The organism is Pseudomonas syringae group sp. J254-4 (assembly GCF_032586855.1).
GTDB lineage: Bacteria > Pseudomonadota > Gammaproteobacteria > Pseudomonadales > Pseudomonadaceae > Aquipseudomonas > Aquipseudomonas amygdali.
Map to the genome: position 1 here is coordinate 1 of NZ_JAWHOO010000039.1, position 22,421 is coordinate 22,421.

Consider the following 22,421-nt stretch of genomic DNA (forward strand, 5'->3'; position numbering starts at 1 on the left):
CTACAAGGCTTTTTCGTTTCCGTCTGCGCCGGAAGTGGGGCGAATTATAGACAGATCACAGAGGGCGTCAACCGTTAATTTCAAAAATCTGCAATTCAACTGCTGTGCCCCAACAAACACGGGAGATCCTCTTTAAAGACGATCTCCCGCTACGGGAATTTACAAGCTGGGAAATGCGAATTGCGACGCTTCATGGCTCGCACGTTGCGGCCAGCGCTGGGTAATTGCCTTGCGACGTGTGTAGAAGCGCACACCATCGGGACCGTACGCATGCAAGTCGCCGAACAGGGAACGCTTCCAGCCACCAAAGCTGTGATAGGCAACCGGTACCGGCAGCGGAACGTTGACCCCGACCATTCCCACTTCAATCTCATCGCAGAACAACCGCGCAGCTTCGCCATCACGGGTAAAGATGCAGGTACCGTTGCCGTATTCATGGTCGTTGATCAGTTGCATGGCCTGTTCAAGGCTGTCCACGCGCACGATGCACAGCACCGGCCCGAAGATCTCTTCTTTATAGATGCGCATTTCTGGCGTTACGCGATCGAACAGACAGCCGCCCATGAAGAAGCCCTGTTCGTGCCCGGCAACCTGGAGATTGCGACCGTCTACCACCAGAGTAGCGCCCGACTGCACACCTTCCTCTATATAGCCGCCGACCTTGTCGCGATGCTGCCCGGTGACCAGTGGCCCCATATCCAGGCCGCAAGTCGTACCTGCGCCGATTTTCAGGCTCTGAATTTGCGGAACCAGTTTGGCCACCAACGCATCAGCGATCTGATCTCCGACGCACACCGCAACCGAAATAGCCATGCAACGCTCGCCGCAGGACCCGTAGGCAGCGCCCATCAAGGCACTCACTGCGTTGTCCAGGTCGGCATCTGGCATCAGTACCGCATGGTTCTTGGCGCCACCGAGAGCCTGAACCCGCTTGCCACGCGCTGCGCCCTCTTTATAGATGTACTCGGCAATCGGTGTGGAACCGACAAAGCTCAACGCCTTGACCTCAGGCGCTTCGATCAGCGCATCAACCGCGACCTTGTCACCGTGAACCACATTGAGCACACCCTTCGGCAGCCCGGCTTCGTGCAGCAGCTCGGCTATCAACAGCGTGGAGCTGGGATCACGTTCGGAGGGTTTGAGGATGAAGCAATTGCCACACGCGATGGCCAGCGGGTACATCCACAGCGGCACCATGGCCGGGAAGTTGAACGGAGTGATACCGGCAACGATACCCAGCGGCTGGAAATCAGACCACGCATCAATGTTCGGCCCGACATTACGACTGTATTCCCCCTTGAGTATTTCCGGCGCGGCACAGGCGTATTCCACGTTTTCAATACCGCGCTTCAATTCGCCCGCAGCATCTTCCAGGGTCTTGCCGTGTTCTTCACTGATCAACTGAGCAATGCGCGCTTCGTTCTGTTCCAGCAATTGCTTGAAGCGGAACATCACCTGAGCGCGCTTGGCTGGCGGTGTGTTACGCCAGGCCGGAAACGCAGCCTTGGCCGAATCAATCGCCTTCTGGACCGTGTCCCGAGTGGCGAGCGCTACTGTGTGGATAACCTGGCCGGTCGACGGATTGAACACATCTGCGGTGCGGCCATCTTCAGAAATGAACTCGCCGTGGATCAGGTGTTGAATGCTGCTCATGGAAAACTCCGGATAATTGCATCGGGCGCGAATGGCTTCGCGGCCCATGCGACAAAAGCACCTGTATAAAAGTACCTATATAAGAAGAGAGCCTGTCAGCGTGATCAGTCGATCAGGTTCAGCGTTTCGCCGACGGCATCGAACAACCGGTCCAAGTCCTGCGCCTGACTGTTGAAGGTCGGGCCAAACTGCAAGGTGTCACCGCCAAAACGCACATAGAACCCGGCTTTCCACAGTTTCATGCCTGCCTCGAAAGGCCGCACGATTGCATCGCCGTCACGAGGTGCGATCTGGATGGCGCCTGCAAGGCCGTAGTTGCGGATATCCACCACGTTTTTCGCGCCCTTGATACCGTGCAGCACGCTTTCAAAATGCGGAGCGATTCCTGCGGCCTGCTGTACCAGGTTTTCACGCTGCAACAGTTCAAGCGCCGCCAGCCCGGCCGCACAGGCTACGGGGTGAGCGGAATAGGTGTAGCCGTGGGGGAATTCGACGGCGTATTCCGGCGTTGGCTGATTCATGAAGGTCTGATAGATCTCGCTGCTGGCGATCACTGCACCCATGGGGATCGCGCCATTGGTGATCTGCTTGGCGATACACATCAGATCAGGCGTGACACCGAAACTGTCCGCGCCGAACATCGAGCCCGTACGGCCGAAGCCGGTGATGACTTCGTCGAAGATCAGCAGGATATTGTGCTGATCACAAATCTCGCGCAGACGCTTGAGATAGCCTTGCGGCGGAACGATCACGCCGGCAGAGCCCGCCATGGGTTCAACGATTACCGCCGCGATGTTCGACGCATCGTGCAGTTCGATCAGCTTGAGCATCTCGTCAGCCAGCGCAATACCGCCCGCTTCGGGCATCCCCTTCGAATAGGCGTTGCTGGCCAGCAGCGTGTGCGGCAGATGATCGACATCCATCAACTGGCCGAACATCTTGCGGTTGCCATTCACCCCGCCCAGGCTAGTGCCCGCCACGTTCACGCCGTGATAGCCACGCGCGCGCCCGATCATCTTGGTCTTGGTTGCCTGCCCTTTCAGCCGCCAGTAGGCGCGCACCATCTTCACTGCCGTGTCCGCGCATTCGGAACCGGAGTTGGTATAAAAGACGTGATTGAGATTGCCCGGCGTCAGTTCGGTAATCTTTTCCGCCAACTGGAACGACAGCGGATGCCCGAACTGAAAGCCCGGCGAGTAATCCAGAATGCCCAGTTGCCGGGAAACGGCTTCCTGAATTTCCTTGCGAGTGTGCCCGGCCCCGCATGTCCATAGCCCGGAAAGCCCATCGTAGATCTTGCGGCCCTTGTCGTCTGTCAGATAGCTGCCATGCGCAGCCACGACCATGCGCGGATCACGCTGGAAATTTCGATTTGCGGTGTAAGGCATCCAGTGGGCATCAAGCTTCAACTGACTGGTTACAGACACATCAGACGCTTCGAACATATTCATGGGGGCAAGCCTCGCAGGCGCTAAACGAACGGTCATTGCAGCCAAGGTGTCACGCGGCTAAAGTTCATAAAACCCGATTTTCATGATCTTTGGTTTGGTAGAGACTAAACAATGAGTGTCCGTCGCCCCGATCCGCTGTCGCAGGTAAGCGATTTTGATATCCGCCTGCTGCGTATTTTCAAAAGTGTCGTCGAGGCAGGCGGTTTTTCCGCGGCCGAAAGCGTGCTCGGCATTGGCCGGTCGGCGATCAGCCAGCAAATGAGCGATCTGGAACAGCGTCTCGGCTTGCGGCTTTGCCAGCGAGGGCGGGCCGGTTTTTCACTGACCGACGAAGGACGTGAGGTTTATCAATCGTCGTTGCAACTGCTCAGCGCTCTGGAAAGTTTCAGGACTGAGGTCAACGGCCTGCATCAGAACCTGCGCGGCGAGTTGAACATCGGCCTGACCGACAACCTGGTCACCCTTCCCCACATGCGCATCACCCATGCACTGGCACGCCTGAAAGAGCGTGGCCCGGGCGTGCACATCAATATCCGCATGATTGCTCCCGCCGAAGTCGAGCGAGGCGTATTGGACGGCGGCCTGCATGTCGGTGTCGTGCCACAGGCCAGCGCCCTGCCCGGCCTTGAATATCACCCGTTGTACAGTGAGCGTTCGCTGCTTTATTGCGCGGTGGGACATCCACTCTTCTACGCGGACAACTCAACGCTGGATGATGAACGCCTCGCACAGCAGGAAGCCATTGCCCCGACCTTTCGCCTGCCGAACGATATTCAGGAGCATTATCAGGCACTGACTTGCACCGCCAGTGCTTCAGACCGCGAGGGCATCGCGTTCCTGATTCTGACAGGACGCTACATTGGCTACCTGCCAGATCATTACGCCAACGCCTGGGTGCAGGAAGGTCGATTGCGCGCGCTGAAACCGGACTCAAAGTTCTACGACCTCAACCTGGTGACCGTTACCCGAAAAGGCCGACGCCCTCATTTGGTGCTGGAGAGCTTTCTGGAAACACTGGCCGCTACCCGATGACACACTCCTGCAGGACACCCTTCCAGTCAACCAACGTTGCAGAGCGGCTCGAAAACGCTATCAGGCTGATATTTATTGAAATAGTTGGACTCAAATAAAAATAACCTGAGCAACTGGACAGTTTTTTGCAGTAATCCCCGACAACGACACGCCAGTACATGGCAGTTCCCCGTCCGAGACCTTGCCATGCAGCCTGAAACACTCGACAACGATGACCTGATTTACGGCCTGAATGATCGCCCAAGACCTTTAACGGCCATATTGGCAGCGTTCCAGCATGTCCTCGCCAGCTTCGTCGGGATCATCACCCCGCCGTTGATCATCGGATCGACGCTCGGCCTGACCCAATACCTGCCGTATCTGATCAGCATGGCCCTGATGGTGTCGGGCACAGGTACTTTCATTCAGGCGCGCCGCCCATTTGGTATCGGCGCAGGCATGATCTGCCTGCAAGGCACCAGCTTCGCCTTCCTGGGCGCGGTGTTGTCCGCGGGTTTTCTGGTCAAGCAGCGCGGCGGCAGCCCGGAGGACATCATGGCGATGATCTTCGGCGTGTGCTTTTTCGGCGCGCTGGTGCAGATCGTGCTCAGTCGCTGTATTGGCCAGTTGCGACGTGTTATCACGCCGCTGGTGACCGGCATTGTCATCACGCTGATTGGCATAAGCCTGATCAAGGTAGGTGTGACAGACCTGGGCGGCGGCTTCAACGCACCTGACTTTGGCGCGCCGTTGAACCTGGCGCTGGGCGCCTTCGTTCTGGCAGTGATCATCGTACTTAATCGTTCGAATACGCCCTGGGTACGCTTGTCGGCGATCATCATCGGCCTGGCGGTCGGCAGTCTCGCCGCCTGGTTCAGCGGCAAGCTGATTCCACAGCCGATCCACGACCTGCCCTTGATCAGCGTGCCGGTGCCGTTCCGTTTTGGTTTCAGCTTTGACTGGACCGCTTTCCTGCCGGTCGCGCTGATTTATCTGATCAGCAGTATCGAAACGGTCGGCGACCTTACGGCAAATTGCATGCTCGCCCGCCAGCCGATCAGCGGCCCAAGCTACGTGGCGCGTCTCAAGGGTGGCGTGCTGGGTGACGGCGTGAGCTGCATGATTGCCGCAACGTTCAGTGCATTCCCCAACACCACCTTTGCGCAGAACAACGGTGTGATTCAGCTGACCGGCGTTGCCAGTCGCTATGTCGGGCTGTACATCGGCGCGGTGCTGTTCGTGCTCGGGCTGTTCCCGCATATCGGTGCAATCGTCCAGCAGATTCCCAAACCGGTACTCGGCGGCGCAACGCTGGTGATGTTCGGCAGCGTCGCGGCAGCCGGTGTGCGCATTCTGGCCCAGTCTCCGCTGGACCGGCGCAGCATGCTGATCATCGCCACGTCACTGGGTGTCGGCCTGGGTATCGCAGCGCAGCCTGCGCTGCTGCATCAGATGCCCAAACTGGTACAGAACCTGTTCGATTCGGCCATCACCAGCGGCGGCATCACGGCCATTGTCATGTGCCTGCTGATTCCGGAAGGAAAAGTCGCCGCTCCCCAAAGTGATGCTACAACGGAACCCAACCCCCTTGAACAACCACGATAGGTTTCCATAGCCGCACTTGCGCCGGTGCTTGCGAGATAGTCGCCGGTGCGTTATCTGTTCATTAGTTGTGCCCTACGACCTGTCCGGAATTGCCCATGACCCTTGAAGTCCCTGCACACAGCGCTCACGTCACCAAGCCCGCAAGCCGTATTCGTCAAAAGAACGAAGAAGCGATCATCCAGGCAGCCGAAGATGAATTTGCCCGCCACGGCTTCAAGGGCACCAGCATGAACACCATTGCGCTGAAAGCCGGGCTGCCCAAAGCCAACCTGCATTACTACTTCACCAACAAGCTGGGCCTGTATGTCGCGGTACTGAGCAACATCATTGATTTGTGGGACAGCACGTTCAACCACCTGAGCGTCGACGATGATCCAGCAGAGGCACTGGCCCGCTACATTCGCGCCAAGATGGAGTTTTCGCGCCGCCAGCCACAGGCTTCGCGGATTTTCGCCATGGAGATCATCAGCGGTGGCGAATGCATGAGCGAGTATTTCAGCCAGGACTACCGCCTGTGGTTCCAGGGCCGGGCAGCGGTTTTTCAAGCCTGGATCGATGCCGGCAAGATGGACCCGGTCGACCCGGTACACCTGATTTTCCTGCTGTGGGGCAGCACCCAGCACTACGCCGATTTCGCCTCGCAGATCTGCCGCGTCACCGGTCGCTCCCGCCTGACCCGGCAAGACATGGATCAGGCCAGCAACAATCTGATCCGGATCATCCTCAAAGGTTGTGGGCTCACCCCGCCAGCCTTGTAGAATCGGCGCCTTGACGTCAGCTGGACACACGCATGCCTTTTACCCTGGTCGGCCCTTGCGAGTTTCGTGAAGAAATCCGCAAGAGCCGCTTCATCACCCTCGCCGCCCCCATCGCCAGCCCGGCCGACGCCCAGGCGTTCATCGAGCAGCACAGTGACCTCAACGCCACCCACAATTGCTGGGCCTGGAAGCTGGGTGGGCAGTATCGCAGCAACGATGACGGGGAGCCGGGCGGTACTGCAGGCAGGCCGATCCTGGCAGCCATCGAGGCGCAGGAGTTCGATCAAGTCGTGGTGCTGGTGATCCGCTGGTACGGCGGCATCCAACTGGGCACTGGCGGCCTGGCTCGCGCCTATGGCGGTGGTGCCAACAAGTGCCTGCAGCAAGCCGAGCGTCTGCCGCTGATTCAGCGTTCGTCATTCCATCTTGAATGCAGCTTCAGTGAACTGGCGCTGGTCAAGTTGCGTCTCGCGGAAGTCAACGGCCTGCTGGAGAGTGAAAACTTCACTGCCACTGGCGTGCAGATGGCAATCGCGATAGGCCCCGAGCATGCCGACACGCTGCAACGGCAACTGGCCGATCTGAGCCGCGGCAGAATCCTTTTGCACAAGACCACAACGGAGTAGGCAACGCGACAGCAATTGCCCACATCTACTGTGCATCCGGCTGTGGATAAGCTGAGTACACTCCAATGCGGGCCTTGCCGGGCTTGCGTTTCAGACGAATGATCATTTTTTGAGCAATCGCCTGTCGTGGATCCATAAACGATGCAAAAACAGTCTGTTAGCGCTCCTTAGCACCTTTGGACGCTAACCACCGGCGTATTATTCTCTCCTGGCCCGCTTGCGCACAGTATCTGTGGAAGAACCTGTGGATAACAGGTGCAAGGGTCGCGCATCCACATAACGCTCCTCGCTTGACGCCTGCTGTACATTTTTTACTCAAATCAAAGAGCCACATTTGCCCCTTGCTCCGTCAGCGCGCCCCGAACTGGTGCCGAAATGATCGCGTTAGGTTGTCACTGCACGGTCATGGATAGCGAAAACGCCTTACTCAGCCTTGATTGAACGCATAGGGCCGGAATCCTGACTCCTTGGCCAGGATTTTGCTTTATCCACACGCGACCCACTTCTGCCTTCGAGCCTTTCATGTCAAACCACGCGATACCTGCGCGTCTACAACTGCGCCACATCACTAAACGGTATCCCGGCTGCCTGGCCAACGACGCTGTCGACCTGACGATTCAGCCCGGCGAAATTCATGCCCTGCTGGGAGAGAACGGCGCCGGTAAAAGCACGCTGATGAAGATCATCTATGGCGTGACGCAACCCGACGCAGGGTCGATCATCTGGCAAGGCCAGGCGCAGACCATGCGCAATCCGGCACAGGCCAGAAGCCTGGGGATCGGCATGGTGTTCCAGCATTTCTCGCTGTTCGAAACCCTCAGTGTCGCGCAAAACATCGCCCTGGCGATGGGCGCGGCGGCAGGCACGCCCAAGCAACTGGAACCGCGCATTCGCGAAGTTTCGCAACGCTACGGCATGGCAGTGGAGCCCCAGCGCCTGGTCCACAGCCTGTCGATTGGCGAGCGGCAGAAAGTCGAAATCATTCGCTGCCTGATGCAGGACATTCGTCTGTTGATCCTCGACGAGCCCACCTCTGTGCTCACACCCCAGGAAGCCGAAGAGCTGTTCGTGACCCTCAGGCATCTGGCCGCAGAAGGCTGCAGCATTCTGTTTATCAGTCACAAGCTGGGCGAGGTTCGTGCCTTGTGTCACAGCGCAACCGTCCTGCGCAACGGTAAGGTATCCGGGCACTGTATCCCGGCTGAATGCTCCGATCTGGAGCTGGCGCGCTTGATGGTCGGTGATGCCGAAGGGTTGACCGCGCACTACGACAAAGTCAGCGGCAGCGAAGCCTTTCTGCGCGTCGACAAGCTGTCCTGGCACAACCCGGACCCGTTCGGTTGCTCACTGAAAGACCTGAGCCTGGAAGTACGCAGCGGCGAAATCGTCGGCATTGCGGGCGTTGCCGGCAATGGTCAGGATGAATTGCTGGCGCTGCTGAGTGGCGAACAGACACTGCCTCATGCCCAGGCGACGACCCTGCGCTTCCAAGACACCCCGGTCGGCGACCTGCGCCCCGACGCCCGCCGCAAGCGTGGGCTGGCGTTCGTTCCGGCAGAGCGTCTGGGGCATGGCGCAGTGCCGGAACTGAGCCTGGCCGACAACGCTCTGCTAACCGCTTTCCAGCAAGGGCTGGTGAGCAAAGGCTTGATACAGCGCGGCAAGGTTCGCGCACTGGCCGACGAAATTATCCGTCGCTTTGCGGTCAAGACGCCGGATGCACAGGCCCCGGCGCGCAGCCTGTCGGGCGGCAACCTGCAGAAATTCATTCTCGGCCGGGAAATACTGCAAAACCCCAAACTGCTGATTGCCGCGCACCCGACCTGGGGCGTGGATGTCGGTGCTGCCGCAGCGATTCACCGGGCATTGATTGCCTTGCGTGACGCGGGGGCGGCCATTCTGGTGATTTCCGAAGACCTGGACGAGTTGTTCCAGATCAGCGACCGACTCGCCGCCCTGAGCGGCGGCCAGCTTTCCGACCTGATCCCCACTGAACAGACCAGCACTGTGCAAATCGGCGGCTGGATGGCGGGACAGTTCGATCATTCTCACACCCAGGCCCATACGGCGGGTTAACGGAGCAAAAGATGCTGCTTTCTCTGGAACCGCGCGGCCAGCAATCGCGCGCCATGTTGTGGTGTTCCCCTTTACTGGCTGCGGTGCTGACACTGGTCTGCGGCTCGCTGCTGTTCATCGGCCTGGGACTCAACCCTTGGGTGACGCTACACACCTTGCTGATCGCGCCGGTCAGCGACTGGTATGGCGTGTCGGAATTGATGGTCAAAACCTTACCTATTCTGCTCTGCGCGCTGGGCCTGGCGGTCGCGTATCAAGCGCGCATCTGGAACATCGGCGCGGAAGGCCAGTTGCTGCTCGGCGCGCTGGCAGGCAGTGCCGTGGCGGTGAATATCATCGAGATGGAAAGTCGCTGGGCCTTGGTCATGGTGCTGCTGGCCGGCACGCTGGCAGGCGCGGCCTGGGCGGGCGTGACCGCCTGGCTGCGCACGCACTTCAACGCCAATGAAATCCTCACCAGCATCATGCTCAACTACATCGCCCTCAACTTGTTGCTGTACTTCGTGCACGGGCCGCTCAAAGACCCGGCCGGCATGAACTTCCCGGAGTCTGCGACTTTTGGCGACGCCAGCCGTCTGCCGCTGCTGATGGAAGATGGCCGCGCGCACATTGGCGTGTACTTCGCGCTGCTGGCACTGGTCGCAGTCTGGGTATTGCTGCAGCGCAGCTTTGTCGGTTTCCAGATCAAGGTACTCGGGCTCGACAAGCGTGCTGCCGGTTTCGTCGGCTTTCGCGAGAAGCGACTGGTATGGCTGGCACTGTTGATCAGTGGCGCACTGGCCGGTCTGGCGGGCGTGTCGGAAGTGACCGGGCCGATCGGCCAACTGGTGCCGCAGGTCTCGCCGGGTTACGGCTATGCCGCGATCACCGTGGCTTTTCTCGGACGCCTCAACCCCATCGGCATTCTGTTCTCCAGCCTGCTGATCGCCTTGCTGTACCTGGGCGGTGAAAGCGCACAAATGACCTTGAACCTGCCCTTGGCAATCACGCAATTGTTTCAGGGGATGATGCTGTTCTTCCTGCTGGCCTGTGATGTGCTGATTCTCTATCGCCCACGTTTGAAACTGCACTGGGCCAAGCGCCAGATGACAGCCGTCACAGGAGCCGCATGATGGATATCGACCTGCTGAGCAACATTTTCTATGCCATGGTCCGCTGCGGAACCCCCTTGCTGCTGGTGGCGCTGGGCGAACTGATCTGCGAAAAAAGCGGCGTCATCAACCTGGGTCAGGAAGGCATGATGCTGTTTGGCGCGGTGATCGGTTTCATCATCGCCCTGAGTACCGGCAATCTATGGTTGGGCGTGCTGCTGGCGATGCTCGCTGGCATGCTGTTGTCGGCACTGTTTGCGCTGGTGGCGCTGGTATTCAACGCCAATCAGGTTGCAACCGGGCTGGCGTTGACCATCTTCGGCGTCGGCCTTTCCAGCTTCGTCGGTGCCGCCTGGGTCGGCAAGCCATTGAGTGGTTTTGAACCGGTGGCCATCCCGCTGCTGAGTGACATTCCGCTGATCGGCCGCATGCTGTTTGCCCAGGACCTGCTGGTCTACCTGTCCTTTGCGCTGTTTGCACTGGTCGCCTGGGCGCTGCTGAAAAGCCGCGTCGGGCTGATTATCCAGGCGGTCGGCGAAAATCCTGACGCCGCCAGCGCCATGGGCTTGCCAGTGTTGCGTGTACGCACGTTGGCCGTGCTGTTCGGCGGCGCAATGGCTGGGCTGGCCGGGGCTTATCTGTCACTCGCCTACACGCCGATGTGGGCAGAAAACATGAGCGCCGGACGCGGCTGGATTGCCCTGGCACTGGTGGTTTTCGCCAGCTGGCGCGTGTGGCGTCTACTGCTCGGTGCCTATCTTTTCGGCCTCGCCAGCATCCTGCATCTGGTCGCGCAAGGCATCGGCCTGGCCATCCCGTCCAACCTGCTGGCGATGCTGCCCTACCTCGCCACCATCATCGTCCTCGTCCTGCTCTCCCGCGACGCCCTGCGCACCCGGCTGTATGCGCCGGTATCGCTGGGCCAGCCATGGCGGGCGGGTCATTGAGGAGCTAGCGGCGCAGATGCTTGACGCAGAGCGTCATGAACGGCATTCCCACGCTGGAGCGTGCGGAACGATAATCCCGACTATCGCGCCAATGCTCAGCGTCAGACATCTACCTTGAACGTTTCCGGCTCATGGAGATTCCAACACTGCATAGGCAGTAGTACGCTGCGGGGTCGAAACTTTCGAGAGGCCTTGCTGGCGCTGCCATGGAGTCTGTCTCTCAATTTGCCAAGGAATCATTCATGACCACTACCAAGAAAACCGCCCTCATTATCGGTGCTTCGCGTGGCCTCGGGCTCGGGCTGGTGCAGCGCCTGACCGAACAGGGCTGGCAGGTCACCGCCACGGTACGTGATCCGCAAAACGCTGAAAACCTGAAAGCGGTCGAAGGCGTGCGCATCGAAGCGGTGGATCTGGACGAAACAGCCTCGCTTGAAGTGCTGGTCCAGAAGCTGCGTGGCGAGGTGTTCGACGTGCTGTTCGTCAATGCCGGTATTACCGGTGCGCAACACCAGAGCGCGGCGAAGTCGACCGCCGCCGAGCTTGGGCAGTTGTTCCTGACCAACGCTGTCGCGCCGATTCGTCTGGCCGAACGCTTCGTTGAGCAAATCCGTCCTGAAACGGGTGTTCTGGCGTTCATGAGTTCGTGGCTGGGCAGCGTCGCTTGTCCGGATGGCGCAGAACTGGCGCTGTACAAGGCCAGCAAGGCGGCGCTCAACTCGATGACCAATACCTTTGTCAGCCAGTTGGGCGAAAACCGTCCGACCGTTTTGTCGTTGCATCCGGGTTGGGTGAAAACCGATATGGGCGGTGAGAACGCGGCCATCGACGTGCTGACCAGTACCACCGGTCTTGTGCAACAGCTCAATGCCTACGCAGGCAAGGGCGGCCATCACTTCATCGATTATCAGGGCAAGGCGATTGCCTGGTAACCGGCCACTCAACTAAAATCGCGACTCTTTGCCGGGGCACCTTAAACCCCGGCGACCCTGGATCAGCAGACAGGGCAACACTGAGCTGGCTAACCTGAACCTGTCTTTCAGAGGAGCCGGCCCATGCCTGCGATCCGTATCTGGTTGAAAAATCCCCTTGCCGTGTTCACTGCCAATGACCTGGACGCCCGTGGCGGTCTGGTGATCGAAGGCGGCATCATCACTGAAGTGCTGGCCGCCGGGCAGCTCCCGTCAAAGCCCTGCACACAAACATTCGATGCCCGCGAGCATGTGCTGCTGCCGGGGCTGATCAACACGCATCATCACTTCTACCAAACCCTCACGCGGGCCTGGGCACCAGTGGTCAATCAGCCGTTGTTCCCTTGGCTGAAAACCCTGTACCCGGTATGGGCGCGCCTGACGCCGGAGAAGCTCGCGGTCGCCAGCAAGGTGGCGCTGGCCGAGTTGCTGCTGTCCGGGTGCACAACCGCTGCTGACCACCACTATCTGTTTCCCGACGGGCTGGAACACGCCATCGATGTTCAGGTGCAAAGCGTTCGCGAGCTGGGTATGCGCGCAATGTTGACGCGTGGTTCGATGAGCCTTGGTGAAGCCGACGGAGGTTTGCCGCCACAGCAAACCGTGCAGCAGGGCGAGGTGATTCTGGCCGACAGCCAGCGTTTGATCGAGACCTACCATGAGCGTGGTGACGGCGCGCAGATTCAGATCGCCCTGGCGCCCTGCTCACCGTTTTCGGTCACGCCGCAGATCATGTCCGAGAGTTCGGCCATGGCAGAAAAACTCGACGTGCGCCTGCACACGCATCTGGCTGAAACCCTCGACGAAGAGGACTTCTGCCTGCAGCGCTTCGGCTTGCGCACCGTGGATTATCTGGACAGCGTCGGCTGGCTCGGCCCGCGCACCTGGCTGGCCCACGGCATTCATTTCAACCCCGACGAAATTGCCCGCCTCGGCGCTGCGGGTACCGGCGTCTGTCACTGCCCTAGCTCGAACATGCGCCTGGCTTCTGGCATCTGCCCGACGCTGGAGCTGATCGCTGCCGGCGCGCCGCTGGGGCTCGGGGTCGATGGTTCGGCGTCCAACGATGCATCGAACATGATCCTCGAAACCCGTCAGGCGCTTTACCTGCAGCGTCTGCGCTACGGCGCCGAGAAAATCACCCCGCAACTTGTACTGGGCTGGGCCACCAAGGGGTCCGCACAATTACTGGGGCGTACCGATATCGGTGAGCTGGCGGTGGGTAAACAGGCCGATCTGGCGCTGTTCAAGCTGGACGAACTGCGCTTTTCCGGCAGCCATGATCCGCTCTCGGCGCTGTTGCTGTGCGGCGCTGACCGTGCCGACCGAGTGATGGTTGGCGGTCGGTGGCGAGTGATTGACGGGCAGGTTGAAGGCCTGGATATCAAGCAGTTGATTGCCGATCACAGTCAGGCAGCGCGAGAGTTGATTCAGGGCTGAGTGTGCGCAGCGATAATCTCAACTATCGTGCGACGCTCCGCGTCGGCATGCCGTTGAGGACGCTCTGCGTCTCTTGTGACGCAGAGCGTGGGAGCACTAAAGCCCCAGACACGACAGCATGATGAACGTCGAGAACAGCACGAAGTGGGTCATGCCTTCGATGGCGTTGGTCTCGCCGTCGTTGAGGTTGATGGCGGACACCAGCAGGGTGATGAAGATCATCACGGTCTGCACCGGCGTCATGGCCATCTGGAACGGCTGGCCGCTGTATAGCGCCATCGCTTCCATGACCGGAACCGTCAGAATCACGGTGGACAACGATGCGCCCAAAGCGATGTTGACCACCGACTGCATGCGGTTGGCGAGTGCCGCACGCAGAGCGGTCAGAATCTCCGGCGCTGCGGAAATGGCGGCCACCAGAATGGCGGTCATCACTGGCGGTGCACCCGTCCCTTCCAGACCCAGGTCGACCGTCTTGGACATCACTTCAGCGAGCGCACCGATCACCACCACGCCGGTGACCAGTGTGGCAATCGAGCGGGTCAGGTTGACCGGTTCTGCATGCTGCTCAGCCTGATCCGAGCCCTGGCGTTTTTTCTTTTCCGGGTAGCTGTAGCTGAAAAAGTAGCTGTGCGGGCCGACCTGCATGCGCAGGAACAGCGTGTAGAGCAGAATCATCGCGCCAATGGTGAACGCCGAATAGATCTTCCAGTCGCCTTTGGGGATGAACTCGGGCACCACCATCGACACGCCCATGGCGGTAAGAATCATCACGCTATAGGTGCGCGCCGAGTCATCGTTATAGGACTGTTCGCCGTGCTTGATGCCGCCCATCAGCGCCGCAAGGCCAAGGATGCCGTTGATGTCGAGCATGACGGCCGAGTAAATCGTGTCCCTCACCAGCGTCGGCGATGGCTCGTTGCTCATCATGATCGCCAGAATCACCACTTCGACCAGTACCGCCGAGAGCGTGAGGATCATCGTCCCGTAGGGATCACCGACCTTTTCCGCGAGCATCTCGGCGTGGTGCGCGACGCGCATCGAGGCGCAGACGATGAAGCCGACCAGCGCCAACCCGGAAACCAGTGCGACGACCTGTCCGTTGCCCAGCAGCACATGCTCCAGCGGATAGGCGACAAACATGGCAATGATTGCCAGCAGTAGAAACTTTTCTTGCTTGAGCAAAGCGCCCATTACTTTCTCCAAACCCTTGCGACAGATCGCCGCGGATAGTCATGAACGTGTCTGTCATTGAAGCCGTTCAGAGTGCGGTGTGTGACAAAAGGTTTCAACAAATGACCCGAATGAGAACTGCACCCACACGTAAATGACTTTTGATCCCGTCGTCACGATGTGAAATAGTGCCCGCCGTTTTCCAGGCGCCTTTTCTGGCGCGTCTGTTTTTCACGATTCAGCTTCTGTTAGAAAGGACATTCGCCGTGCGTGCTTTTCGACTTCCGCATTTATTGGCTTGCGGCCTGCTCACTCTGCTGGCGAGCGCCGCCCAGGCCGCACCTATCGACATCGATGACGGTCAACACAAAGTCCACCTGCCCGACGTCCCCAAACGCGTTGTGGTGCTGGAGTTCTCGTTTCTCGACGGTCTGGCGTCGGTCGGCGTAACGCCCGTCGGTGCCGCGGACGATGGCGATGCCAACCGGGTACTGCCCAAAGTGCGCAAGGCAGTAGGCGAATGGCAGTCCGTGGGACTGCGCTCGCAACCCAATATAGAAGTGATCGCGCGGCTCAAGCCGGACCTGATCATTGCCGACCTAGGCCGCCATCAGGCGCTTTACAACGATCTGGCCAGTCTGGCACCGACATTGATGCTGCCGTCGCGCGGCGAGGATTATCAGGGCAGTCTGAAATCTGCCGAGCTGATCGGCGTGGCGCTGGGCAAAGGCCCAGAGATGCAGGCGCGGATCGCGGAGAACCGCCAGCACCTGAAAACTGTCGCCGAGCAGATTCCGGCCAACACCAACGTGCTGTTCGGCGTCGCCCGCGAAGACAGCTTCTCGGTACATGGCCCGCACTCTTATGCGGGCAGCGTGTTGCAGGCGATCGGTCTGAAGGTCCCGGAAGTACGCAAAGACGCCGCACCCACCGAATTCGTCAGCCTGGAGCAGTTGCTGGCATTGGACCCGAACTGGTTGCTGGTCGGTCATTATCGTCGCCCGAGCATCGTCGACAGCTGGAGCAAGCAGCCGCTGTGGCAGGTGCTTGGCGCAGTACGTAACAAGCAGGTAGCTGAAGTGGATGGCGACAGCTGGGCGCGCAATCGCGGGATCATGGCGTCCGAGCAGATCGCCGACGATGCGCTTGCCGTGCTCAAGGGCGGCAAGGCCGTGCTGAACCCGTAAATGCGTCGCTGGCTGATGGCAGGCGTGATCACCGCAACCTGCCTGGGACTGTTCTGGGTGTCGCTGTTCGCCCTGTCGTCGTTCAGCATTCGTCAGGTGGATGCCTGGAACGGACTGATCACGCAGGGTCGCGAGGGCGGCAACATCGCTTACATCGTTGCGCAACTGCGCGTGCCACGCGCCTTGTGCGCTGCGCTGGTCGGTGCCTGCCTCGGCGTGGCCGGGGCCTTGATGCAGGGCATCACGCGCAACCGTCTGGCCTCGCCCTCATTGTTTGGCGTTACGGCGGGCGCAGCGTTGGGGCTGGCGCTGTTTTCCACAGGCCTGGTCGCTCTGCCCTTCCCCGGTGGTGCCCTGCTGATGACCTGCCTCGGTGGTGCGCTGGCGTGGATCACCGTGTTCAGTCTTGGCGGTGCATGGTCACCCGCCACGGCTCAGGGCCGACTGGTGCTGGCGGGTGTAGCCGTCGCCGCGCTGTGCGCAGCCTTGACCCGTCTCACCGTAATTCTTGTCGAAGCGCAGGCGCAAAGTGTCCTCAACTGGCTGGCCGGATCGCTGGCCAATGTCGGCGCGGCGCAATTGCAATTGCTCTGGCCGTGCACGCTGATCGGCGTGGTGCTGGCGATTGCCTGTGCGCCGCGCTTGAACCTGATCAACCTCGGCGAAGACGCTGCCCGTTCACTGGGCGTACGCATCGGTGCCTTGCGCCTGCTGGTGTTCGTGGTCAGCCTGCTGCTGGTCGGCGCCAGCGTCTGTGCGGTGGGGCCGATAGCGTTTGTCGGCCTGATCGCGCCGAACATTGCTCGCCAATGGCTGGGCAATGACTACCGCTGGTTGATCCCGATCAGCGCCGGACTGGGCGCGGCTATCGTGCTGGCTTCCGATCTGATCAGCCGCGCAGTGGCGTTCCCGGTGGAAACGCCGGCCGGCGTGGTCACTGCGTTGATTGGCGCGCCGTTCTTTCTGTTTCTGGCGAGGCGTGCGCTATGAACCAGCCCCGTCCAAGGCTGTTGTTGCTGATTTTGTTGCTGGCACTGGCCCTGCTGCTGAGCCTCAGCGCGGGCACCGTGTGGCTGACGCCCGGCGCAGTGCTTGATCATCTGATCGCCCACGACAGCAAGGACTTCGAGGTCTGGAATCACCGTCTGCCACGCGGTTTGATCGCAATCATGACCGGCTGCGCCTTCGGCCTGGCGGGCGCCATTGTTCAAGGCGTGATCCGCAACCCGCTGGCCTCGCCGGAAATTCTTGGCGTGACCCAGGGCGCAGGGCTGGCGTTGACCATCGCGATTATCGGCCTGCCGCAATTGCCGGTGTCCGCGCTGCCGTTTGTGGCGTGTCTGGGCGGTGCGGCGGGGGCATTGCTGCTGGCGTTGTACAACACCGGCGTGCAGTTTTCCGGGGTGCGTTTCGCGCTCTCCGGAGTGGCGATTGCGGTGACGCTGTCGAGCATCACCGAATTCCTGATTCTGTCCAACCCGCTGGATATCAATACCGCCCTGCTGGCCCTGACCGGCAGTTTGTGGAGCCGTAACTGGCACCATGTGTGGCTGGCCTCGCCGCTTCTGCTGTTGATCCCGCTCAGCTTGCTGCTGGCCAAACCGCTGAACCTGATCGGCCTGGGCGATGAAGCCGCACAAAGCCTGGGCACCGGCCTCAAACGTACGCGCTGGCTGGCGATGGGCAGTGCCGTGCTGTTGACCAGCTTGGGCGTGGGCATCATCGGACCGGTGAGTTTTGTCGGGCTGGTCGCGCCACACATGGCCCGCCGTCTGGTCGGTGGTCATCATCAATACCTGCTGCCCGCCTCCATGGTATTGGGCGCGTTATTGCTGGTGCTGGCCGATACGCTGGGGCGCACATTGATCGCCCCCAGCGAGATCCCCGCCGGTATTCTCACGGCGGTGATCGGCGCTCCGTATTTCCTCTGGCTGCTGGCCCGATTCAAAGGTTGATCCCATGAGTATTCTGAAGGCGCAGCAACTCGACATCGGCTACGGCGCAACGCGGATCGTGCAAGACCTGTCGTTCAGCCCGCCGCCAGCCCAGGTCACCGCGCTGATCGGCCCCAACGGTTGCGGCAAATCCACACTGCTCAAGGCGTTTGCACGGATTCTCACCCCGCAATCGGGCAGCCTGAGTCTGGACGGCAAAGCCTACAGCCAGCTCTCCGCCAAAGAGCTGGCCCGCAAGGTGGCTTTTTTGCCGCAAGTGCTGCCCATTCCGGAAGGCGTCAGTGTGCGTCAACTGGTGGCTTACGGTCGCAGCCCGCACAACAGTCTGTGGGGACGCCTGAGTGGCGCCGATCAACGCAGTGTCGATCAAGCCTTGCAGCGCATGGAGCTGGACACACTGGCCGAGCGCCCGCTGTCGGATCTGTCCGGCGGGCAACGACAGCGCGCCTGGCTGGCGATGATCCTCGCGCAGGACGCCGCCATCGTCCTGCTCGACGAGCCCACCACGTATCTGGACATCAGCCATCAGGTCGAACTGCTGGACCTGATGCGCGAACTCAGCGCCGAAGGCAAAACCGTGATTACCGTGCTGCACGACATCAATCAGGCCTGTCGCTATGCCGACCACCTGGCGGTCATGCAGGGTGGACGTCTGGTGACCTGCGGCGCGCCGGGCGATGTACTGACGGCCGAGCTGGTCTGCCAGGTGTTCGATGTGCAGGTGCAGATCATGCGCGAACCCGTGGCAGGCACGCCGATGTGCATCGTCGAGCGCAGCACGCGCTGCACCAGTTAGCGGCGTAGCCCACCGCACCTGCACCTTCTCGCTGCACTACGCGTTACACACAAGTCTGTTTTAGATTCTGGCCGAAGGCCGTGGGAGCGACCGGGGCGGCGATCCGCATTGTTCGCGAAAGGGTTGCCGTATTCTCCGAAAATGCATCGTCTGAACGACCTCCTTCGCGGACAAGTCCGCTCCTACACACGCACTATTGCTACAGGGTGAAGCACGCCAGCATCGTAAGTTGTCCTGTTGGTCAGTTATTTGCATTGTCGGGGTATGCACTCCAACAAGACCGCAAGGAGCTAGACCCGATGCACCTGACCAACCCACGTCGTCCTCTGAAAAAACTGCTGTGTGCCATGGCCGCCGTTGTCGGCATTGGCTCCAGCCTGCTCGCCTCGGCAGCCGATCCGCTGAAAGTCGGATTCGTCTATATCGGCCCCATTGGCGACCACGGCTGGACCTATCAGCATGAACAGGGCCGCCAGGCGATGGTCAAGGCGCTGGGTGACAAGGTCACCAGCAGCTACGTGGAAAACGTGCCTGAAGGCGCGGACGCCGAACGGGTTATCCGCAACATGGCCAAGGGCGGCTATGACCTGATCTTCAGTACCTCGTTCGGCTACATGAACCCCACGCTGAAAGTCGCCAAGCAGTTCCCCAAGGTGAAGTTCGAGCACGCGACCGGCTACAAGCAGGACAAGAACATGGGCACTTATCTGGCCCGTACCTATGAGGGTCGCTACGTGAGCGGTTACATCGCCGCGAAAATGACCAAGACCAAGAAAATCGGGTATGTCGCCTCATTCCCGATCCCTGAAGTGCTGCGTGACATCGACGCCATCCAGCTGGCGCTGAACAAATACAATCCGGGCACCGAGATCAAAGTGGTGTGGGTCAACTCCTGGTTCGATCCGGGCAAGGAAGCCGATGCTGCCAACGCACTCATCGATCAGGGCGTTGACGTGGTCTTCCAGCACACCGACAGCCCTGCGCCGATCCAGACCGCCGAGCGTCGTGGCGTGTATGCCGTCGGTTATGCCTCGGACATGGCTCACTTTGGACCGAAAGCAGTGCTGACCTCCATCGTCAACAACTGGGGCCCGCATTACATTCAGGCCGCCGAAGGCGCAATCGCAGGCACCTGGAAACCACAGGATTACTGGGGCGGCCTGAAAGAGGGTACGGTCGAGTTGCCGATCAGCGACGTGGTGCCTGCTGATGTAAAGGCTGAGGCGCAGAAGATCATCGCCAGCATCGAAAGCGGCGAATTCCACCCATTCACCGGGCCGATCAAGGACCAGAACGGCACCGTGAAAATTGCTGACGGTGTGGTTGCAACCAACGCCGAGCTGGCGTCGATGAACTATTACGTTGAAGGGATCAAGGCCGAACTGCCTAAATAAACGCCTGGCGTCGCGTGCCCGCTTCGGCGGGCACGCTCATCGACAGCGAATACCACATGATTTCCAGGACCGTTAATGGACCAGCTTCCCGTCATCGACATAGCCCCGCTCTACGGCACCGACCTTGAAGCCTGGCAGGATGTCGCCCGGCAGATCGACAGTGCCTGTCGGCAATGGGGCTTCTTTTACATCAAGGGCCATCCGATCAGCGCGCAACGCATCGAGCAGGTGCAATCGGCAGCCAAAGACTTTTTCGCCCGTCCGGCAGCCGAAAAGCTCATCATCGACATCACGCAAAGCACCCATCATCGCGGCTATGGTGCCATCGCCACAGAGCAACTGGACCCCAGCCTGCCGAGCGACCTGAAGGAAACCTTCGACATGGGCCTGCATCTGGATGCCAGCCATCCCGACGTGCTGGCTGGCAAACCACTGCGCGGGCCCAATCGGCACCCGGACATTCCCGGCTGGGAAGCGCTGATGGAGCAACACTATCTGGACATGCAGGCGCTGGCGCAAACCCTGCTGCGCGCCATGACCCTGGCGCTGGGCATCGAACGCGATTTCTTCGATCAGCGCTTCAAGGACCCGGTCAGTGTGCTGCGCATGATTCATTACCCACCGCGTGATACGGCGACCTCTGCCGAGCAACAAGGCGCAGGCGCGCATACCGACTATGGCTGCATCACCCTGTTGTATCAGGACACGGCGGGCGGCTTGCAGGTGCGCGACGTGCGGGGCGAATGGATCGACGCACCGCCAATTGACGGCACGTTCGTGGTCAACCTCGGCGACATGATGGCGCGCTGGAGCAACGACCGTTATCTGTCCACGCCGCACCGGGTTATCAGCCCGCTTGGCGTCGACCGCTACTCGATGCCGTTTTTCGCCGAACCGCATCCCGACACGCGCATCGAATGTTTGCCCGGTTGCCAGAGCGAAAGCCAGCCCGCGCGCTATCCTGTCACCACCTGTGCCGAGTTTCTGCTGTCGCGCTTTGCTGATACCTATGCTTACCGCCGCGATCAGGAGGCAAGTTGAACGTTCGGTCAGGTTTTACCCTGCGCAGCGACGTGCATCTGTAGAATGCCCGCGATCTGCACCTGATGAGAAAAGAATATGTACGACTGGTTGAACGCCCTGCCCAAGGCAGAACTGCACTTGCACCTCGAAGGCTCGCTGGAACCCGAGTTGCTGTTCGCCCTGGCAGAGCGCAACAAAATTGCCCTGCCGTGGAATGACGTCGAAACCCTGCGCAAGGCCTATGCCTTCAACAACCTGCAGGAATTCCTTGATCTGTATTACCGCGGTGCGGACGTTTTGCGCACAGAGCAGGATTTCTACGACCTGACCTGGGCTTACCTGCTGCGCTGCAAGGAACAGAACGTTATCCACACCGAACCGTTCTTCGATCCGCAAACCCACACCGACCGTGGTATCCCGTTTGAAGTGGTGCTGGCCGGGATTACCGGTGCGCTGAAAGACGGCAAGTCGAAGCTGGGTGTCGACAGCGGCCTGATCCTGAGCTTCCTGCGTCACCTGTCCCAGGAAGAAGCCGAAAAAACCCTCGATCAGGCGCTGCCGTTCCGTGATGCGTTCGTCGCCGTGGGTCTCGACAGTTCCGAGATGGGCCACCCGCCGAGCAAGTTCCAGCGCGTATTTGATCGTGCCCGCAGCGAGGGCTTCCTGACCGTGGCTCACGCCGGGGAAGAAGGCCCGCCGGAATACATCTGGGAAGCACTGGACCTGCTGAAAATCCAGCGCATCGACCACGGTGTACGCGCCATCGAAGACGAACGACTGATGCAGCGCATCATCGACGAACAAATCCCGCTGACCGTCTGCCCGCTGTCCAACACCAAGCTCTGCGTGTTCGACGACATGGCCCAGCACAACATCCTCGACATGCTCGAGCGCGGCGTGAAAGTCACCGTCAACTCGGATGACCCGGCCTACTTCGGTGGCTACGTGACCGAGAACTTCCATGCGCTGCACACGCACCTGGGCATGACTGAAGATCAGGCAAAACGTCTGGCACAAAACAGCCTGGATGCACGCCTGGTCAAGCCCTAAAGAGGGGTTGAGCGAGTTACATCCATCGCTGCTCATGCTCTGCGTCGCAGAGGACGCAGAGCGTCCGGAACTGCATACCAACGCGGAGCATTGGCACGATAGTGGTGTGACAGGCGCATCCATCGTTCCTCGCGCTCTGGTATGACCCCCGAAGGTTGGACGCAACCTTTGGAGGCGTCATGGGTAAATATACAGAGCAGGCAAAACTCGCAGC

The 22,421-nt window shown here is 60.1% G+C and carries 19 protein-coding genes; 16 read left to right on the forward strand and 3 right to left on the reverse strand.

The genetic code is table 11. From position 1 onward, the window contains the following. Nucleotides 1-159: 159 nt before the first annotated feature. Together RYB09_RS26795 and RYB09_RS26800 are read right to left on the reverse strand one after the other, a co-directional pair. Nucleotides 160-1,653 carry a CoA-acylating methylmalonate-semialdehyde dehydrogenase gene (locus RYB09_RS26795; RefSeq protein WP_316890973.1) on the reverse strand — a complete coding sequence of 498 codons (1,494 nt, stop codon included), beginning with the start codon at nt 1,651-1,653 and terminating at the stop codon, nt 160-162. 104 nt (nt 1,654-1,757) lie between these two features. Beyond that, nucleotides 1,758-3,104, reverse strand: a complete 1,347-nt coding sequence (locus RYB09_RS26800; RefSeq protein WP_316890975.1) for an aspartate aminotransferase family protein — start codon at nt 3,102-3,104, stop codon at nt 1,758-1,760. Between the two features lie 111 nt (nt 3,105-3,215). Here RYB09_RS26800 and RYB09_RS26805 point away from each other — a divergent pair, with 111 nt between their 5' ends. From RYB09_RS26805 to RYB09_RS26845, 9 genes are all read left to right on the forward strand, one after another. Then, nucleotides 3,216-4,136, forward strand: a complete 921-nt coding sequence (locus RYB09_RS26805) for a LysR family transcriptional regulator (RefSeq protein WP_002555508.1) — start codon at nt 3,216-3,218, stop codon at nt 4,134-4,136. 186 nt (nt 4,137-4,322) lie between these two features. After that, nucleotides 4,323-5,720, forward strand: a complete 1,398-nt coding sequence (locus RYB09_RS26810) for a uracil-xanthine permease family protein (RefSeq protein ID WP_219170890.1) — start codon at nt 4,323-4,325, stop codon at nt 5,718-5,720. Nucleotides 5,721-5,815: 95 nt separating this feature from the next. Next, nucleotides 5,816-6,478: a TetR/AcrR family transcriptional regulator gene (locus tag RYB09_RS26815; protein WP_058400845.1), complete on the forward strand. Its 663-nt coding sequence runs from the start codon at nt 5,816-5,818 to the stop codon at nt 6,476-6,478. Between the two features lie 32 nt (nt 6,479-6,510). Next, complete coding sequence (locus RYB09_RS26820; RefSeq protein ID WP_122281196.1) at nt 6,511-7,104, forward strand: IMPACT family protein; 594 nt, start codon at nt 6,511-6,513, stop codon at nt 7,102-7,104. A 522-nt stretch (nt 7,105-7,626) separates the two neighbouring features. Then, nucleotides 7,627-9,180 (forward strand): ABC transporter ATP-binding protein, encoded by a 1,554-nt coding sequence (locus tag RYB09_RS26825; protein ID WP_316890978.1) that lies wholly within the window; start codon nt 7,627-7,629, stop codon nt 9,178-9,180. Between the two features lie 11 nt (nt 9,181-9,191). Beyond that, nucleotides 9,192-10,292, forward strand: coding sequence for an ABC transporter permease (locus tag RYB09_RS26830; protein ID WP_058407823.1), 1,101 nt, complete (start codon nt 9,192-9,194; stop codon nt 10,290-10,292). Next, nucleotides 10,292-11,218, forward strand: coding sequence for an ABC transporter permease (locus tag RYB09_RS26835; RefSeq protein WP_004666363.1), 927 nt, complete (start codon nt 10,292-10,294; stop codon nt 11,216-11,218). Before RYB09_RS26830 ends, RYB09_RS26835 begins: the two co-directional genes overlap by 1 nt. A 242-nt stretch (nt 11,219-11,460) precedes the next feature. Next, entirely contained in the window at nt 11,461-12,150 is a 690-nt protein-coding gene (locus RYB09_RS26840) for an SDR family oxidoreductase (protein ID WP_193600961.1), read from the forward strand. A 123-nt stretch (nt 12,151-12,273) separates the two neighbouring features. Further along, the gene (locus RYB09_RS26845) at nt 12,274-13,629 is read left to right on the forward strand and encodes an 8-oxoguanine deaminase (RefSeq protein WP_316890980.1); all 1,356 of its coding nucleotides are present in this window, start codon (nt 12,274-12,276) and stop codon (nt 13,627-13,629) included. Nucleotides 13,630-13,725: 96 nt separating this feature from the next. On the opposite strand, the gene RYB09_RS26850 is transcribed toward RYB09_RS26845, so the two are convergent. Further along, a complete protein-coding gene (locus RYB09_RS26850) occupies nt 13,726-14,823 on the reverse strand; it encodes a calcium:proton antiporter (RefSeq protein WP_122281193.1) in 1,098 nt (365 codons plus the stop codon). A gap of 245 nt (nt 14,824-15,068) precedes the next feature. Between RYB09_RS26850 and RYB09_RS26855 the strand changes: the two genes are divergently transcribed. The 7 genes from RYB09_RS26855 (at nt 15,069) to RYB09_RS26885 (ending at nt 22,207) form a co-directional block, all read left to right on the forward strand. Further along, the gene (locus RYB09_RS26855; protein WP_316890982.1) at nt 15,069-15,989 is read left to right on the forward strand and encodes a Fe(3+) dicitrate ABC transporter substrate-binding protein FecB; all 921 of its coding nucleotides are present in this window, start codon (nt 15,069-15,071) and stop codon (nt 15,987-15,989) included. Beyond that, entirely contained in the window at nt 15,990-16,979 is a 990-nt protein-coding gene (gene fecC / locus RYB09_RS26860; RefSeq protein WP_044309511.1) for an iron-dicitrate ABC transporter permease FecC, read from the forward strand. Beyond that, the gene (locus tag RYB09_RS26865) at nt 16,976-17,944 is read left to right on the forward strand and encodes a FecCD family ABC transporter permease (RefSeq protein WP_230017430.1); all 969 of its coding nucleotides are present in this window, start codon (nt 16,976-16,978) and stop codon (nt 17,942-17,944) included. Before fecC ends, RYB09_RS26865 begins: the two co-directional genes overlap by 4 nt. 4 nt (nt 17,945-17,948) lie before the next feature. Then, on the forward strand, nt 17,949-18,740 hold the full coding sequence (gene fecE / locus RYB09_RS26870) for a Fe(3+) dicitrate ABC transporter ATP-binding protein FecE (RefSeq protein WP_058400854.1): 792 nt from the start codon (nt 17,949-17,951) through the stop codon (nt 18,738-18,740). Between the two features lie 299 nt (nt 18,741-19,039). Then, nucleotides 19,040-20,134, forward strand: a complete 1,095-nt coding sequence (locus RYB09_RS26875; protein ID WP_003366477.1) for a BMP family ABC transporter substrate-binding protein — start codon at nt 19,040-19,042, stop codon at nt 20,132-20,134. 75 nt (nt 20,135-20,209) lie between these two features. Next, entirely contained in the window at nt 20,210-21,175 is a 966-nt protein-coding gene (locus tag RYB09_RS26880; protein WP_058400855.1) for a 2-oxoglutarate and iron-dependent oxygenase domain-containing protein, read from the forward strand. Between the two features lie 78 nt (nt 21,176-21,253). After that, nucleotides 21,254-22,207, forward strand: a complete 954-nt coding sequence (locus RYB09_RS26885) for an adenosine deaminase (protein WP_316890983.1) — start codon at nt 21,254-21,256, stop codon at nt 22,205-22,207. Nucleotides 22,208-22,421 lie beyond the last annotated feature (214 nt).

Excerpts from the sequence above, each read along its gene's own strand:
- fecC (WP_044309511.1), top strand. The coding sequence starts at position 15,990 with ATGCGTCGCTGGCTGATGGCAGGCGTGATCACCGCAACCTGCCTGGGA.
- fecE (WP_058400854.1), top strand. The coding sequence starts at position 17,949 with ATGAGTATTCTGAAGGCGCAGCAACTCGACATCGGCTACGGCGCAACG.
- RYB09_RS26865 (WP_230017430.1), top strand. The coding sequence starts at position 16,976 with ATGAACCAGCCCCGTCCAAGGCTGTTGTTGCTGATTTTGTTGCTGGCA.
- RYB09_RS26800 (WP_316890975.1), bottom strand. The coding sequence starts at position 3,104 with ATGAATATGTTCGAAGCGTCTGATGTGTCTGTAACCAGTCAGTTGAAG.
- RYB09_RS26875 (WP_003366477.1), top strand. The coding sequence starts at position 19,040 with ATGCACCTGACCAACCCACGTCGTCCTCTGAAAAAACTGCTGTGTGCC.
- RYB09_RS26805 (WP_002555508.1), top strand. The coding sequence starts at position 3,216 with ATGAGTGTCCGTCGCCCCGATCCGCTGTCGCAGGTAAGCGATTTTGAT.
- RYB09_RS26845 (WP_316890980.1), top strand. The coding sequence starts at position 12,274 with ATGCCTGCGATCCGTATCTGGTTGAAAAATCCCCTTGCCGTGTTCACT.
- RYB09_RS26830 (WP_058407823.1), top strand. The coding sequence starts at position 9,192 with ATGCTGCTTTCTCTGGAACCGCGCGGCCAGCAATCGCGCGCCATGTTG.
- RYB09_RS26885 (WP_316890983.1), top strand. The coding sequence starts at position 21,254 with ATGTACGACTGGTTGAACGCCCTGCCCAAGGCAGAACTGCACTTGCAC.
- RYB09_RS26820 (WP_122281196.1), top strand. The coding sequence starts at position 6,511 with ATGCCTTTTACCCTGGTCGGCCCTTGCGAGTTTCGTGAAGAAATCCGC.
- RYB09_RS26825 (WP_316890978.1), top strand. The coding sequence starts at position 7,627 with ATGTCAAACCACGCGATACCTGCGCGTCTACAACTGCGCCACATCACT.
- RYB09_RS26810 (WP_219170890.1), top strand. The coding sequence starts at position 4,323 with ATGCAGCCTGAAACACTCGACAACGATGACCTGATTTACGGCCTGAAT.
- RYB09_RS26835 (WP_004666363.1), top strand. The coding sequence starts at position 10,292 with ATGGATATCGACCTGCTGAGCAACATTTTCTATGCCATGGTCCGCTGC.
- RYB09_RS26795 (WP_316890973.1), bottom strand. The coding sequence starts at position 1,653 with ATGAGCAGCATTCAACACCTGATCCACGGCGAGTTCATTTCTGAAGAT.
- RYB09_RS26880 (WP_058400855.1), top strand. The coding sequence starts at position 20,210 with ATGGACCAGCTTCCCGTCATCGACATAGCCCCGCTCTACGGCACCGAC.
- RYB09_RS26815 (WP_058400845.1), top strand. The coding sequence starts at position 5,816 with ATGACCCTTGAAGTCCCTGCACACAGCGCTCACGTCACCAAGCCCGCA.
- RYB09_RS26850 (WP_122281193.1), bottom strand. The coding sequence starts at position 14,823 with ATGGGCGCTTTGCTCAAGCAAGAAAAGTTTCTACTGCTGGCAATCATT.
- RYB09_RS26840 (WP_193600961.1), top strand. The coding sequence starts at position 11,461 with ATGACCACTACCAAGAAAACCGCCCTCATTATCGGTGCTTCGCGTGGC.